This is a genomic window from Streptomyces sp. NPDC054770 (genome assembly GCF_053611985.1).
Genome location: NZ_JBSHBL010000028.1, coordinates 66,792 through 81,677 on the forward strand (window position 1 = coordinate 66,792; position 14,886 = coordinate 81,677).

Sequence of the window (14,886 nt, forward strand, 5' to 3'; positions counted from 1 at the left end):
GAGCTTCGGCGGGGGCGCTGACCGTCCCCCTACCGTTCGCTGACCGCCGCTGACCGCTGCCGTCGGCCCTGCTCGAAGGCCCGGTCGTACGCCTCGGCGGACAGCTTCGCCCGTGCCTCCCGCTCCACGCGTACGACGTCCGGGTCGCCCTCGGTCCGGCCGCCCCGCAGGCCCGTCGCCGCGCCCAGCAGCACCGCGGCCCGCTCGGCGGAGCCGGCGGCGGCCGCCAGCGCCTCGGCCGTGTCGGCGAGTTCCAGGTCGCCCGGTCCCTCCACGGCCAGCTCGGCGGCCTGCCGGAACCAGTCGCGGGCCTCCTCGGCCTGCCCCTCGGCGGCGGCCGTGCGGCCGAGCCCGATGAGGCTGCGGACGGTCTCGCCGACGCTGAACCAGTTGGCGGCGCACTCCCGGAGGGCGTTCTCGTAGTGCACGCGCGCGCGTGCCGTGTCCCCGGAGAGCCGGGCCGCGTCGCCTAGGCCGCGCCGGGCGGCCGCCACCTTGTCGGGGAGCCCGGCGCCCCGCGCGAGCGCCAGCGCCTCGTCGAAGTGGGCCAGGGCGGCGGCCGTGTCGCCCCGGTGCAGCAGCACGGTGGCCCGGGTGCGCAGCAGGTCGGCGGTCTCCTCGGGGGCGGCCAGTTCCCGTGCGTACGCCAGGCCCTCGTCGAGCAGTTCCAGGGCCCGCCCGGAGTCACCGCGCGTATGGGCGATCATGCCGAGCGGGTCCAGGCAGTTGGCCATGCCCCAGCGGTCCCCGGTGGCCCGGTATCCCGCCATCGCCCGGGCGAAGCACTCCGCGGACTCCCCGGGACGGCCCGCGAACTGCGCCCGGAATCCGAGGCCCACGTCGAGCAGGGCGCGTGCCCAGGGGGAGCCGCCGGCCAGGGTGAGCGCGTGCGCGTCGGTGGCGGGCCGCGGACCGGCCGCGACCGCCCACAGCACGAGGATGTACGGCAGCCGCAACGGCCCCCGATACGCGTCCAGGACGGCGTCCACGCGCGCGATGAGCTCCGGTTCGTCGCCCGCGCCGGAGAGCGCGTTGATCACGCACAGCACGTACTCCTCCTCCAGCCCGGACGGCGGCGCGTCCCCGACGGCGGCGAGCAGCTCCCGTGCCGTCGCCACCCGCTCGCCGTGCACTCCGCGCAGCCGCCAGAACCAGGAGAGGGGTCCCATGAGGCGCAGGGCGCCGCCGGTGTCGCGGCGCATCAGGTGGCGCAGAGCCGTGTCCAGGTCGGCCTGCTCGGCGGCCAGCCGGTCCAGCCAGGGCAGCTGCCCGCCGGCGCGCAGCCGCGGCTCGGCCTCCTCGGCCAGCCGCAGGAAATAGCCCGCGTGGGCGTCCCGGAGGTCCTCCGGGTCGGGCAGGCTCTCCGCGGCGAAGGCCCGGATCGTCTCCAGCATCCGGTAGCGGCCCTCGGACACGTCCAGGAACGACTTCTCGACCAGCGAGGCCAGCACGTCCTCCGGATACGGCAGCCCGCACACCGCCTCGACGGCCGCCAGCGTCGCGCCCCCGGAGAACACCGTCAGCCGCCGCGCCAGCTCCCGCTCCTCCTCGTCCAGCAGATCCCAGCTCCACTCCACGACCGCGCGCAGGGTGCGGTGCCGGGGCGCCTTGGAGCGGTCGCCGCGGGACAGGAGGCGGAAACGGTCGCCGAGCCGGTCGTCGAGTCGGTCGGCGAGTTCGTCGGGGGTGAGGGTGCGCAGCCGGGCCGCGGCCAGCTCGATGGCCAGCGGCAGCCCGTCCAGGGCGGTGCAGATGCCGGCCACGCGCGCGTGCCCGTCGAATCCGGGGCGCACGGCGCGGGCCCGGTCCAGGAAGAGCCGTACCGCGGGTTCCGGCGGCAGCGGGGGCACCGGGACCAGGACCTCGCCGGTGATGCCCAGCGACTCCCGGCTGGTGGCGAGCACCCGCACCCCCGGGCAGGCCGCGAGGAGCAGGGCGGCGACCCCGGCGGCCGCCTCGACCAGGTGCTCGCAGTTGTCCAGGACCAGCAGCAGCTCGCGCTCCTCCAGGGCGGCCAGCAGCCGGTCCGTGATGTCGGCGGCGGGGCTGCGCAGGCCCTCGCGGACACCGAGGGCGGCCAGCACGGCGTACGGGATCCGGGAGCCGTCGGTGAGGGGCGCGAGTTCGACGAAGCAGGCGCCGGGATGGCGCTGGGCGGCCTCGATCGCCAGCCGGGTCTTGCCGGCCCCGCCCGGGCCGGTCAGCGTGAGCAGCCGGGAGTCGGCGAGGCCGGCCGCGATCCGGGCGAGTTCGGGTTCGCGGCCGACGAAGCGGGTGAACTGGGCCGGGAGGCGGGGCCGCTCGGGCGCCGCGCCCCTGAGGAGCTCCAGATGCAGCGCGGACAGCTCGGGGGAGGGGTCGGCGCCCAGCTGGTCGGCGAGCGTGCCGCGGGCCTCCTCGTACACGGTGAGGGCCTCGGCGGGCCGCCCGGCCGTGTGCAGGGCCCGCATCAGCTGCCCGTACAGCCGCTCGTCCAGCGGGTGGGCGGCCAGCAGCGCCCGCAGCTCCGGTACCAGCTCCGGACCGCCGCCGAGGGCCAGGTCCGCCTCGATCCGGTCCTGTACGGCGGCCAGCCGCAGTTCTTCGAGCCGTGCGGCCTCGGCCCGCGCGTCCGGGAGGTCGGGCAGCGCGGGGCCGCGCCACAGGGCGAGGGCCTCGCGGAGCCGGGCGGCGGCGGTCCCGTGGTCGCCGGCGGCGAGGGCGGTGCGTCCGGCCGCCGACCAGGTTTCGAACTGGTGTGCGTCAACGGTGTCGGGAGAGACGGCGGCCCGGTACCCGGTGGCGGTGGCCTCGATCTCCGCGTGCGGGGTCAGCCGCCTGCGCAGCCGGGAGACCTGCGACTGGAGCGCGTTGGCGGCCCCGGCGGGCGGCTCGGTGCCGTACAGCCCGTCGGTGAGGCGCCGGGTGGAGACCGACCGGCCGGCGTCCAGGAGCAGCAGGGTGAGCAGGGCGCGGGGGCGGGGGCCGCCAGGGTCGAGAGGGGTGCCGTCGTCGGTGCGTACGTCCAGGGGGCCCAGGATGCCGAAGCGCATGGGGTCAGCTTGTCAGGGCCCGGTTGGCCGGGGTCCGGAATTTCGGGCATGGCAAAAAGCCGGCCCACCCGGGGGTGGACCGGCTCTGTGCAGCGAACCAGCGGTGGCCGCGCGCTCAGCGACAGTGCGTCAGCGCGAGACCTTGCCGGCCTTGATGCACGAGGTGCAGGCGTTCACGCGCTTCGGCGTCCCACCGACCACGGTACGCACACGCTGGATGTTCGGGTTCCAGCGGCGGGACGTACGGCGGTGCGAGTGCGAGATGTTGTTGCCGAAGCCCGGCCCCTTGCCGCAGACGTCGCAGTTGGCAGCCACGGGTCACTCCAAAGACTTCAGATGCACTTACGGTTGAATCCCGGCATGCCGGGATCGAGATCCAGGAATCTGAGATCTTGAGTGGCGTTGCCAGGGGAATGGCCCGATCAGATCGGGCAACCGGAGCAGCATACAACGGCTGCGTCCGTTAGACGAAACTAGCATGGCAGCTCAGGGGCCCGCCCCCGGCCCTCTTCCGGCGGACACCCCTCCGGGGTCTACGCTGCGTCCACGTCCGGCCAGCTCAAGGAGGCGCAGGTGGCGCAGGTGCCGCAGACATTCTTCGATGCTCTCGCGGTACGCACCTGGTGCGGACTGTCGCTCGGAGCGCTCGGCCGGGCGCGCGAGGAGATCGACGCGATCAACGTCTACCCGGTGGCCGACGGCGACACCGGTACGAACCTCTACATGACGGTGGAGTCGGCCGCGGGGGCCGTGGAGGCCGTCTTCGCGGGCTATGAGCTGGGCGAGGAGGTGCCGACCCTGGCCGACGCCGTCCGCGCGATGGCGCACGGCGCCCTCATAGGCGCGCGCGGCAACTCCGGCACGATCCTGGCGCAGCTGCTGCGCGGCATGGCCCACATCCTCACCGAGGGTGACCCGACTCACATCGACGCCGACGCGCTGCGGCTCGCCCTGCGGCACGCCGCCGACGCCGCCCGCCAGGCCGTCGCCCACCCCATCGAGGGCACGGTGCTGTCGGTCGCGACAGCCGCGGCGGACGCCGCCGACGCGGCCGAGGGCGACTGCGGGACGGTCGCGCGGGCCGCCTACGAGGGCGCGTGCAAGGCGCTCGCGGCGACCCCGGGACAGCTGACCGCCCTGGAGCGGGCCGGGGTGGTGGACGCCGGCGGGCGGGGCCTGGTCGCGGTGCTGGGGGCGCTGGTGGAGGCGTTCACAGGGGAGACACCGACGGCTTTCGACCTGCACACGCACGTGCGGGGCCAGGCCGGGCACCCGCACGGGGACGCCGTTTCCGACGCCCGGGCCGAGAACTGCGCCGAGCTCGCCGGCGGCCCTGCCTTCGAGGTCATCTACCTCCTGGAGGCCGGGGACAGCGCCGTGGACCGGCTGCGGGCCCGGCTCGACGCGCTCGGCGACTCCCTGGTCGTGGTCGGCGGCGACGGCCTGTGGAACGTCCATGTGCACGTCGACGACGCGGGCGCCGCCGTGGAGGCCGGTGTCGAGGCCGGACGCCCCTACCGGATCCGGATCACGCACTTCGGCGCCGGGGACGTGCACACCGGCGGACACCGGCCGCCGCGCGAGCGGGTGCAGCGGGCGGTGGTGGCCGTCGTGCCGGGGGAGGGGCTGGCCGGGCTGTACACCGAGGCCGGCGCGACCACCGTGCTCGCGCGCCCCGGGGAGCCGCCCGCCAGCGGGGAGCTGGTCGACGCCGTACGACGCGCCCACGCGCGCGAGGTGGTGCTGCTGCCCAACGACGCCGACCTGCGGCACACGGCGGCCGCGGCGGCCGAGCAGGCCCGCGCGGAGGGCATCAGGGTCGCCCTCATCCCGACCCGCTCGGCGGTCCAGGGCATCTCCGCGCTCGCGGTGCACCAGCCGGACCGCCGCTTCGACGAGGACGTCGTCCAGATGACCTCGGCGGCCGGCGCCACCCGCTACGCCGAGGTCGTGGTCGCGGAGCGGCAGTCCTGGACCATGGCCGGCATCTGCCAGGCCGGGGACGTGCTCGGCCTGGTGGACGGCGACGTGGCGGTCATCGGCTCGGACGTGACCGCCACCGCCGAGACCGTCCTGGACCGCATGCTCCAGGCCGGCGGCGAGCTGGTCACCCTCGTCCTCGGCGACGAGGCACCCGACGGCGTCGCCGACCGCCTGGAGGCCCGCGTGCGCGAGTCGTACCTCGCCGTCGACACGGTGGTCTACCGGGGCGGCCGACAGGGGGCCCCGCTCCTCATCGGCGTCGAGTGAGCCCCCTGTTTCCTTTTCTTTCTCCCTCTTCTCACTCCTCCGTGGGCTCCAGCAGCTGCCGGGCCTCCGCCCGCCTGGCCCGGACCGTCTCGTCGCCCGGGTCGGCACCCTCGTAGGCGTCCAGCACCGCACGCGCGCGTGCCGCCGCGTCCGCCGGCCGGCTCAGGTCCGCCTCCAGCCAGCCCGCGGCCAGTTCGGCGCCGGTACGGCCGTGCAGCCCCTCCTCGCCCAGCGCGGCGAACACCGAGATCGCCGCCGTCATCTCCGCGAGCGCCGCCTCGAACGCCTCCTGGATCGCCGGGTCGTCCGCGTCCTCCGGCACCGAACGGGCCAGCAGATCCCCGAACTGCCGGTGGGTGTGACCGAGTTCACCGGCCAGCCGCTCCGCCGCGGCCGGGTCCCCGGCCGTCTCCAGCGCCGACCCGCACTCCCGGACCGCGTCCGCCATCAGCTTCCGGGCGCCCTCCGCCCCTGCCTGGGTCCGCAGCGCCAGCCATGCCCGGGCCCGCAGCGAACGCACCAGGAAGTGCACGTTCCCCATCGCCCGCCACAACTCGCCCGCCCGCGTGTACGCCTGGTCCGCCTCGGCGGGCAGCCCTGCGTTGCCCAGCGACTCGGCGGCCAGGTGGGCCAGGGTGGCGTGGTCGTGCTGCTCGGGCCAGTGCCGGGCGATCTCGGCCGCCTGAAGCCGCCGTTCGGCCGCCGCATGGTGCTCGCCCAGCTCGCTCAGACAGTCCCCGAGCCACCACTGCGTCTGGACGACCGCGCCGTCGCCGTGCGTCTCGGCGCTCAGGTCGGCCAGCGCCGACTCCAGCACCTCGGCGGCCTCCGCGAACCGCCCCTGCCGCAGCAGGAAGCCGCCCAGCTGGTGCCGGGCCCAGGCGCCCAGCGTGCCGCTCTCCCCGGCCTCGTCGGCCCAGTGCGCGGCCTCCAGGGCATGCTCGGCCGCCTCCTCGGCCGCTCCCCGGCCGCCGACCACCTCGGCGAGCTGGAGATGCAGCTGCGCCCGCCCGACCGGCTCCACATACGGCCCGCCGTGCTCCAGCGCCGCGCGCAGCGCCCGCTCCGCCTCGGCCAGGTCACCCTGCTCATGGGCGAGCGCGGCCACCCGTACCTCGTACTCGACCGCGAACCACGGCAGCTCCGCGCCCACGAACTGCGCCGTCGCCTGCCGGAACAGCTCGCTCGCCCGCTCCCCGTCCCCGGCGTGCTCGGCCAGTTCGGCGAGCATCGCCCGCCCCTCGGCCGCCCGGGACACCAGCCGTACGTCGGACCCGCCGCGCCCGCCGACCAGCGCCAGCAGCTCCCGTACCGCCTGCTCGGCGTCCCCGGCGCCCGCGGACCGCTCGTGCACCCGGCGCATCAGGATCCGCGCCCGGCTCATCAGCACGGACGCCGTCTGCCGCACCCCGGTCGCGTCCTCCGCGTACAGCGCGAGGATCCGGTCGTACGGCTCGTCGATCGCGGCCAGCGCCTCGTCCAGCTCCCCGGACAGCGCCCGTACGTACGCGGCACGCGCGCGTGCCGCGATCGCCTCGCCCTCGTCGCCCGCCTCCGCGTACAGCTCCGCCGCCCGCTCGAACAGCCCGACACCCTCGGGGCCGCGCCCCATCGCCGTGTGGTCGGCGATCTCCGCGCGGACGTACGTGTCCACCTCGGTCTCCTCGGCGGCCTCCGAGACCGCCGCCCAGGCCTCCAGGGCGTGCGGCTGGAGCGTGTCCGACAGCCGGCGCGCCTCGGCCAGGAGCGCGGGCAGCGAGGGCCGCTCCGACTGCTCCGGCGCGGGCGCCGCGGCAACCGGCGCGTAGGGCCCGGCGGGCGCCGTCCGCCCCGCCCGCACGCCCAGCGGCAGCCGGTCCGCCAGCGGTTGCTGGGCCATCCGCTCGCGCAGCTGGTCGCCGACGTAGGAGGTGCCGTTGCGGGCGTCGAACCGCGCGGCCAGCTCCAGGGCCTCCGCGCGCGCGTGCCCGGCGAGTTCCCCGGCGGTCCACGCCCGCCCGGCGGGCCCCGGCACCTGCTGCCCGCCGAGCCCCAGCCCGGTCAGCCGGTCCATCAGCAGCGCCACCACCGCCAGGAACTCCATCCGGCTGCGCGGCTGCCCGGTGTCCGTGAAGTAGGCGGGACGTTCCGCCAGCAGCTCGAGACCGCGCGCCTCGTTGCCGGTCAGCGCGCAGAACTCGACGTGGTCCGCAAACGCGCCCCGCATGCTCTCCATGGGGCGGACGAGACGGAAACCGCGCAGATGGTGCGCGCGGGCCTCGTCGACGCGGCCGAGCCGCAGCAGCGGGGCCAGGGAGGAAGCCAGGACCGTGTGCGGCTCGTGGGCGCAGCTGAACTCGCCGTCCAGCACCGGCCCCCACAGCTCCAGCGCCTCCGCGTCCCGGCCGTTCTTCAGCTGCCAGCCGCCCTGCCCGTGCAGCTCGCACGCGTGACAGTCGGCCATCCGGTCCCGGTCCGCCGCCAGCCAGGCCGCGTACGCCCGCTCCGCGCGCGGCAGGTCACCGATGTGCCCGGCGACACTGAACTCGGCGCTGCGCACCGCCCGCTCGGAGTGCCCGGCCAGCCGGTAGCGGTGCTCCATCTCGCCCAGCCACTTCTCGATCGAGGCGAGCGGGACGTGCGGCTGGTCGAGCATTCCGGCCGACATCCACTTGAAGACCCAGTGCAGCGAATGCGTCTCGTACTCGTCGAAGTCCTCGGGCCGCTCGTCCCACATCCGCAGCAGCCGCGCGAACGGGACGAACATCCTGTCCTTCTCGGAGCTGTAGTTGTAGACCTTCAGCTGGTGCCCGAGCGCCTCGATCACGGCCAGCGGGATGTTCAGCTTCTCGGCCTCCACCAGCAACAGCTCCGCGCGCGCGTTGCGGGCGGGGCCCTCCGGCTCCTCGGAGTTCTCCGCCATCGCCCGGCGCAGCGAGTCGAAGTCCGTGATCCTGCCGATGTCGCTCATCAGCGGTCCCCCTCCCCGTGAGTGGCCCATTCCAGGAGGCCGATGAACGAGCGGTTGAGCAGCGCCGAGTCGGCCGGCCGCAGCGGGCGCTGGGCCATCAGCAGCGCCTGACCGTAGAGCGATTCGGTCGCGGTGCCGATCAGCTCCGGGTCCTTCAGGGCGCTGATCCGCCGGATCAGCGGGTTGAGGTGGTTGAGCACCAGACGGGCGCGGGGCGCGCTGCCGCGCAGCGAGCCCAGGATGCCCGCCCACAGGTCGTCGGCCTGCTCCTCGGCCTCCGCGCGAGCCTGTTCATGGCGGGCGGCGCGGTCGTCGAGGTGGAGGGCGGGGACCGAGAGGGGGTGGAAGGCGCGCAGTACTATGTCACATTGCAGTGGGTCCAGCTTCGCCCGCGCCACCCCCAGAAACCCCGCCACCGCCAGCTCCTCCGCCGGATCCACCGCGTCCAGATGCGCGGTCACGGTGTCGGCGTCCAGCTCCGCGACCACCGTCCCGGGCCGCACCGACGGCAGCGCCTCGACCAGCTCGCTGTCGTACGTGTAACCGCCGTTGATCACCCCGACGCCCTGTGCGGAGGCGATCGGCGCGACCTGCCGGTACTCCTCGACCGTCCGCGTGAAGTGCACCACCGGGTGCCGCTGCGCGAACTCCTCCAGGGACAGCTGCCCGTCGGTGGTCTCGAAGGGGAGCCACGGCAGCATGGTCCGCAGCATCTCCCTGTCGTGCCGCGCCAGCGACTTCACACCCAGGTGGTGCACGGACAGGAACGCGGAAAGCCGTTCCGGGTCCCCGGCCGCCAGCCCGGTCAGCCAGGACCGAATCCTTTCGCCGAGCGCCTCCCTTACCGCGGCCAGCGTCTCGTCCTCGTACAGCGACTCGCGCGAGGCGGTGGGCCGCAGACTGTCCGTGTCCAGGACACAGCGCACGAAGAACGCCCAGTCCGGCAGCAGCTGTTCGGCCCGCTCGGTGAGCAGCATGCCCTTGAGGTGCACACGATGCGTGGCCCGCTGGGCGGGACTCACCGCCGACGGCAGCACGTACGCCACCCCCCGGATCCCGGCCAGCGGCACGTCCAGCGCGATCGAGTCCAGCGGTGCGAACCCGAACAGCTCCTGACAGTGCCGGGCCAGCGCCACCCGCCGGGTGCTGGGGGAGGGGTACGGCCGGTCCCAGGGCGCCGGCAGGTCGGTGACCGCCTCGTCGCCCACCCGGACGTCGTACGGCAGCAGCGAACCGAAGTCCCGTGCGAGCGCGAGCACCCGCCGCTCGTCCAGCCACTCCGCCGCACCCGCCCGCGCCACCAGATACACGGTGGTGCCGGGCTCGGGCCGGGCCTCGGGCGCCAACGTCCGTACGGTGTACGACCCGTCGTCCCGGGCCGTCCACTCCACGGGCGGCGCGTCCGGCGTCCGGGCGCTGCGGCTGACCACTCTGATCCGCTCGGCGACCACGAAACAGGCCAGCAGCCCGATGCCGAACTGGCCCAGGAAGTCGGAGCGGGCCTCCTGAAGCCCGTCGCCCCGCTTGGAACTGCGCCCGATGGTCGCGAGCAGGCTGTGCACGTCCGACTCGGTGAGCCCGACGCCGCTGTCCTCCACCCGGAGGGCGCTGCCGTCGGCGTACAGCCGCACCCGCGCCGGGGCGTCGGGCTGCTCGGCCCGTCTCGCGGTGATCGCGTCCACCGCGTTCTGCAACAGCTCGCGCAGGTAGACCTTGGGGCTGGAGTACAGGTGATGGGAGAGCAGGTCCACCAGACCACGCAGGTCGACCTGGAACGAATGAGGTGGCTGTGATGCCTGGGATGACTGTGAGGTCTGGGAGTCCATCGTCGCTGCGCCGGAGGGGGGAAGACGTGGTCGGCGCGGGGTCGGGCGGTCCCGGGTGGGGTGGTGACCGCGGAAGGATGGCCGGAGCGCGCCATCCTATGACTCAAAACGGCCGCCTGACCAGGGGTTTCCCGAGACATATACGGCATTGTCAGTGGTGTGGTGTGCAATGGATCTCGTGCCCGCACTGGAAGAACCACTGAAGAAGGTGCTCGGCCCAGCCACCGCCAAGGTGATGGCCGAGCATCTCGGCCTGCACTCCGTCGGCGACCTCCTGCACCACTACCCCCGCAGATACGAGGAGCGCGGCCAGCTCACCCACCTCGCCGACCTGCCCATGGACGAACACGTGACGGTGGTCGCCATGGTCGCCGACGCCCGCCTGCACACGTTCGCCTCCGCCAAAGCGCCCCGCGGCAAGGGCCAGCGCCTGGAGGTCACGATCACCGACGGCAGCGGCCGGCTCCAACTGGTCTTCTTCGGCAACGGCGTGCACAAACCCCACAAGGAACTCCTGCCGGGCACCCGCGCGATGTTCGCCGGCAAGGTCTCGGTCTTCAACCGCCGCCTCCAACTGGCCCACCCGGCCTACGAATTGCTACGGGGCGACGACCCGGCCGAATCCGTGGAGAGCTGGGCAGGAGCCCTGATCCCGCTCTACCCGGCCACCGCCAAACTGGAGTCCTGGAAGATCGGCAAGGCGGTCCAGACGGTCCTCCCCAGCGCCCAGGAGGCCCTGGACCCGCTCCCCCCGACCCTCCGCGAAGGCCGCGGACTGCTCCCTCTCCCCGAAGCCCTCCTGAAGATCCACCGCCCGCACACCAAGGCGGACATCGCCGCGGCCCGCGACCGCCTCAAGTGGGACGAGGCCTTCGTCCTCCAGGTCGCCCTGGCCCGCCGCCGCCACGCGGACGCCCTGCTCCCGGCGGTGGCCCGCAGACCGACCCCCGACGGCCTCCTCACGGCCTTCGACGACCGCCTCCCGTTCACCCTCACGGACGGCCAGCAGAAGGTCTCGAAGGAGATCTTCGACGACCTGGCGACGGAACACCCGATGCACCGGCTCCTCCAGGGCGAGGTCGGCAGCGGCAAGACGATGGTCGCCCTCCGCGCCATGCTCGCCGTGGTGGACGCGGGCGGCCAGGCCGCCATGCTCGCCCCCACCGAGGTCCTGGCCCAGCAGCACCACCGCTCGATCACCGAGATGATGGGCGAGCTGGCCGAGGGCGGCATGCTCGGTGGCGCGGACCATGCCACCAAGGTCGTCCTCCTCACCGGTTCGATGGGCACGGCGGCCCGCCGCCAGGCGATGCTGGACCTGGTCACGGGCGAGGCGGGGATCGTGATCGGCACGCACGCGCTGATCGAGGACAAGGTCCAGTTCCACGACCTCGGCCTGGTGGTCGTGGACGAACAGCACCGCTTCGGCGTGGAGCAGCGAGACGCCCTCCGGGGCAAGGGCAAGCAACCACCCCACCTCCTCGTCATGACCGCCACCCCCATCCCCCGCACGGTCGCGATGACGGTCTTCGGCGACCTGGAGACCTCCGTCCTGGACCAGCTCCCGGCCGGCCGCTCCCCGATCGCCACCCACGTCGTCCCCGCCGCCGACAAACCCCACTTCCTGGCCCGCGCCTGGGAGCGGGTCAGAGAGGAAGTCGGCAACGGCCACCAGGCCTACGTCGTCTGCCCCCGCATCGGCGACGAGGAGGAGGACCCCAAGAAGGCGAAGAAGTCCGCCGAGGACGAGGCGGAGAAGCGCCCCCCGCTCGCCGTCCTGGACGTGGCCGACCACCTCGCCAAGGGGCCGCTCAGCGGCCTCCGCGTCGAGGTCCTGCACGGCCGCATGCACCCCGACGACAAGGACGCGGTGATGCGCCGCTTCGCGGCCGGCGACACGGACGTCCTGGTGGCCACCACGGTCATCGAGGTCGGCGTGAACGTCCCCAACGCCACGGCCATGGTGATCATGGACGCCGACCGCTTCGGCGTCTCCCAGCTCCACCAGCTGCGCGGCCGGGTGGGCCGGGGCTCGGCCGCCGGCCTCTGCCTCCTGGTCACGGAGATGCCGGAGGCGAGCGCGGCCCGCCAGCGCCTCACGGCGGTGGCCTCCACCCTGGACGGCTTCGAGCTCTCCCGCATCGACCTCGAACAGCGCAGGGAGGGCGACGTCCTCGGCCAGGCCCAGTCGGGCGCCCGCTCCAGCCTCCGCGTCCTGGCGGTGATCGAGGACGAGGAGATCATCGCGGAGGCGAGGGAGGAAGCGACGGCGTTGGTGGCCGAGGACCCGGAGCTGACCACCCTCACCGGCCTCCGAACGGCCCTGGACGCCCTCTTGGACGAGGAGAGGGAGCAGTACCTGGAAAAGGGCTAGAGGTGACCGACCAAGGGACGCGGGGAACTGCGCGACCGGCCACATTGCACCCGCAGCCGCTGTCCCGGACCAGGCACCCACCCCCGTGGGCCTGCCAGACTGAACGCGTAAAGCCGCCCTCGAAGAAGGACCCCCCATGACCCGCGTGATCGCCGGCCAGGCAGGCGGACGGCGCCTCTCCGTGCCGCCCGGCACAGGAACCCGGCCGACGTCCGACCGCGCACGCGAGGGCCTCTTCTCCACCTGGCAGTCCCTCCTCGGCGGCGCCCTGGACGGCGAACGCGTCCTCGACCTCTACGCCGGCTCAGGCGCCGTAGGCCTGGAGGCCCTCTCCCGGGGCGCCGGCCACACCCTCCTCGTCGAGGCCGACCCCAGAGCCGCCCGCGTCGTACGTGAAAACGTAAAGAATCTGGGCCTTCCCGGCGCCGAGGTAAGAGCGGGCAAGGCCGAGCAGGTCATCCAGTCGCCGGCGCCGACCCCGCCGTACGACCTCGTCTTCCTCGACCCCCCGTACGCCGTCTCGGACGACGATCTTCGGGAGATTCTCCTCACACTCCACTCGCAGGGCTGGCTCGCGCCCGATGCCCTCGTCACCGTGGAGCGCAGCACCAGAGGCGGCGATTTCCACTGGCCGACCGGCTTCGAGGCCCTCCGGTCCCGTCGCTACGGCGAGGGAACGTTTTGGTACGGTCGCGCCGCCTCTACGTGCGAAGACGCACGATGACCGGACCGGAGAGCGAGGGATCTCAAGTGCGCCGCGCCGTCTGTCCCGGGTCGTTCGACCCGATCACCAACGGACACCTCGACATCATTGCCCGTGCGTCACGTCTCTACGACGAGGTCTACGTCGCGGTGATGATCAACAAGTCCAAGAAGGGCCTGTTCGAGATCGACGAGCGGATCGACCTGATCCGCACGGTCACCGCCGACTACGGCAACGTCCGGGTCGAGGCCTTCCACGGCCTCCTCGTCGACTTCTGCAAGCAGCGCGAGATCCCCGCCATCGTGAAGGGCCTGCGGGCCGTCAGCGACTTCGACTACGAGCTGCAGATGGCCCAGATGAACAACGGCCTGTCGGGTGTCGAGACGCTCTTCGTACCGACCAACCCGACCTACAGTTTCCTCTCCTCCTCGCTGGTCAAGGAGGTGGCCCAGTGGGGCGGCGACATCGCCCACCTGGTTCCGCCGGCCGTTCTGGAGGCCCTCAACAAGCGTCTCGGCAAGGACTGATGGGGCTACAGTCGTCCCGTCCGTCTCCAACCCAGCTGTAGAGAGTGGCGAGCACAGGTGGACGTGCAGAAGAAGCTCGACGAGATCGTGAGCACGGTCTCCGGCGCCCGGTCCATGCCCATGTCGGCGTCGTGCGTGGTCAACCGCGCCGAACTGCTCGCGATGCTCGAAGAGCTGCGCCAGGCGCTGCCCGGCTCGCTCGCGCAGGCCGAGGAGCTGATCGGCGGCCGGGACCAGATGGTCGAGCAGGCCCGTATGGAGGCCGACCGGATCATCGAGACCGCGCACGCCGAGCGCGGCTCGCTGATCTCCGACACCGAGGTGGCCCGCCGCTCCCAGGCCGAGGCCGACCGGATCCTCGCGGAGGCCGGCCGGGAGGCCGAGGAGGTCCGCGCCGACGCCGACGACTACGTCGACTCCAAGCTCGCCAACTTCGAGGTGGTCCTCACCAAGACCCTCGGCTCGGTCGGCCGCGGCCGCGAGAAGCTGCTCGGCACCGGCCCCGGCCTCGACGAGCAGGGCTACGAGGACGAGGACGCCCCCGAGCGCAGCCACGACCCCGAGACCCTGCGCCGGGACGCCGACGCCTACGTCGACGCCAAGCTCGGCGCCTTCGAGGCGGTCCTCGCCAAGACCCTGGAGGCGGTCGGCAAGGGCCGCGCCAAGCTGCACGGCCGGATCGCCAGCGACGACCTCGGCGCCCTGGCCGACGACAACACGACGTTCCAGCACTCCAGCGACGCCGACTACCTGGCCGACCTCGCGGCCCTCGCCGACCAGGACGCCCAGGCGGCCCAGGCGGCACCGGCCGAGCAGCCCGTGATCCCGTCCCAGCAGCAGCCGCAGTACGACCAGCAGCCGGTGGCCCAGGACCCGTACGGCTACCCCCAGCAGCAGCCCGCCTATGCCCAGCAGGACGCGTACGGCTACCAGCAGGACCCCTACGGCTACCAGCAGGCCGATCCGTACGCCGCCGCCTACCAGGGCTACGACACCGGCCAGCAGCCCGTCTACGACCCCCAGCAGCAGCCGGCCCAGCACCAGCAGCACCAGTCGTACGCGCTCGACGAGACCAGCCTCTTCGACACCGGCATGATCACCCCGGAGCAGCTGCGCGCCTACGAACAGGGCCGGGGACTGTAGGAACCGGGGCGGATTGGGCCGACAGCGAAAGGTCCAGTATCCTGGCTCTTCGGTCGCGTCTACGTCCGCGATCCACGCTGC

The 14,886-nt window shown here is 73.5% G+C and carries 9 protein-coding genes; 5 read left to right on the forward strand and 4 right to left on the reverse strand.

Annotated elements, in window-relative coordinates:
* Nucleotides 1–29: 29 nt before the first annotated feature.
* A complete protein-coding gene (locus ACWGKQ_RS24140) occupies nucleotides 30–3,032 on the reverse strand; it encodes an ATP-binding protein (protein ID WP_453294004.1) in 3,003 nt (1,000 codons plus the stop codon).
* 129 nt (nucleotides 3,033–3,161) lie between these two features.
* Complete coding sequence (rpmB, locus tag ACWGKQ_RS24145) at nucleotides 3,162–3,347, reverse strand: 50S ribosomal protein L28 (protein WP_003993230.1); 186 nt, start codon at nucleotides 3,345–3,347, stop codon at nucleotides 3,162–3,164.
* Between the two features lie 258 nt (nucleotides 3,348–3,605).
* Here rpmB and ACWGKQ_RS24150 point away from each other — a divergent pair, with 258 nt between their 5' ends.
* The gene (locus ACWGKQ_RS24150) at nucleotides 3,606–5,282 is read left to right on the forward strand and encodes a DAK2 domain-containing protein (protein ID WP_453294005.1); all 1,677 of its coding nucleotides are present in this window, start codon (nucleotides 3,606–3,608) and stop codon (nucleotides 5,280–5,282) included.
* A gap of 31 nt (nucleotides 5,283–5,313) precedes the next feature.
* Here the strand turns inward: ACWGKQ_RS24150 and ACWGKQ_RS24155 are convergent, their stop codons facing one another.
* Nucleotides 5,314–8,223 carry a tetratricopeptide repeat protein gene (locus ACWGKQ_RS24155; protein WP_453294042.1) on the reverse strand — a complete coding sequence of 970 codons (2,910 nt, stop codon included), beginning with the start codon at nucleotides 8,221–8,223 and terminating at the stop codon, nucleotides 5,314–5,316.
* A gap of 8 nt (nucleotides 8,224–8,231) precedes the next feature.
* Nucleotides 8,232–10,058, reverse strand: coding sequence for an HSP90 family protein (locus ACWGKQ_RS24160; protein ID WP_453294006.1), 1,827 nt, complete (start codon nucleotides 10,056–10,058; stop codon nucleotides 8,232–8,234).
* A 169-nt stretch (nucleotides 10,059–10,227) separates the two neighbouring features.
* On the opposite strand from ACWGKQ_RS24160, the gene recG reads away from it, so the two are divergent.
* The 4 genes from recG (at nucleotide 10,228) to ACWGKQ_RS24180 (ending at nucleotide 14,805) form a co-directional block, all read left to right on the forward strand.
* On the forward strand, nucleotides 10,228–12,432 hold the full coding sequence (gene recG / locus ACWGKQ_RS24165) for an ATP-dependent DNA helicase RecG (protein ID WP_453294007.1): 2,205 nt from the start codon (nucleotides 10,228–10,230) through the stop codon (nucleotides 12,430–12,432).
* A gap of 136 nt (nucleotides 12,433–12,568) precedes the next feature.
* A complete protein-coding gene (gene rsmD / locus ACWGKQ_RS24170; RefSeq protein ID WP_453294008.1) occupies nucleotides 12,569–13,156 on the forward strand; it encodes a 16S rRNA (guanine(966)-N(2))-methyltransferase RsmD in 588 nt (195 codons plus the stop codon).
* Between the two features lie 26 nt (nucleotides 13,157–13,182).
* Nucleotides 13,183–13,662, forward strand: a complete 480-nt coding sequence (coaD, locus tag ACWGKQ_RS24175) for a pantetheine-phosphate adenylyltransferase (protein WP_453294009.1) — start codon at nucleotides 13,183–13,185, stop codon at nucleotides 13,660–13,662.
* A 57-nt stretch (nucleotides 13,663–13,719) separates the two neighbouring features.
* Nucleotides 13,720–14,805 (forward strand): cell division initiation protein, encoded by a 1,086-nt coding sequence (locus ACWGKQ_RS24180; RefSeq protein WP_453294010.1) that lies wholly within the window; start codon nucleotides 13,720–13,722, stop codon nucleotides 14,803–14,805.
* Nucleotides 14,806–14,886: the final 81 nt, after the last annotated feature.

Bases quoted from the DNA above. Each gene is read 5' to 3' on its own strand.
- ACWGKQ_RS24140 (WP_453294004.1), bottom strand. From the start codon at position 3,032: ATGCGCTTCGGCATCCTGGGCCCCCTGGACGTACGCACCGACGACGGC.
- ACWGKQ_RS24160 (WP_453294006.1), bottom strand. From the start codon at position 10,058: ATGGACTCCCAGACCTCACAGTCATCCCAGGCATCACAGCCACCTCAT.
- recG (WP_453294007.1), top strand. From the start codon at position 10,228: ATGGATCTCGTGCCCGCACTGGAAGAACCACTGAAGAAGGTGCTCGGC.
- rsmD (WP_453294008.1), top strand. From the start codon at position 12,569: ATGACCCGCGTGATCGCCGGCCAGGCAGGCGGACGGCGCCTCTCCGTG.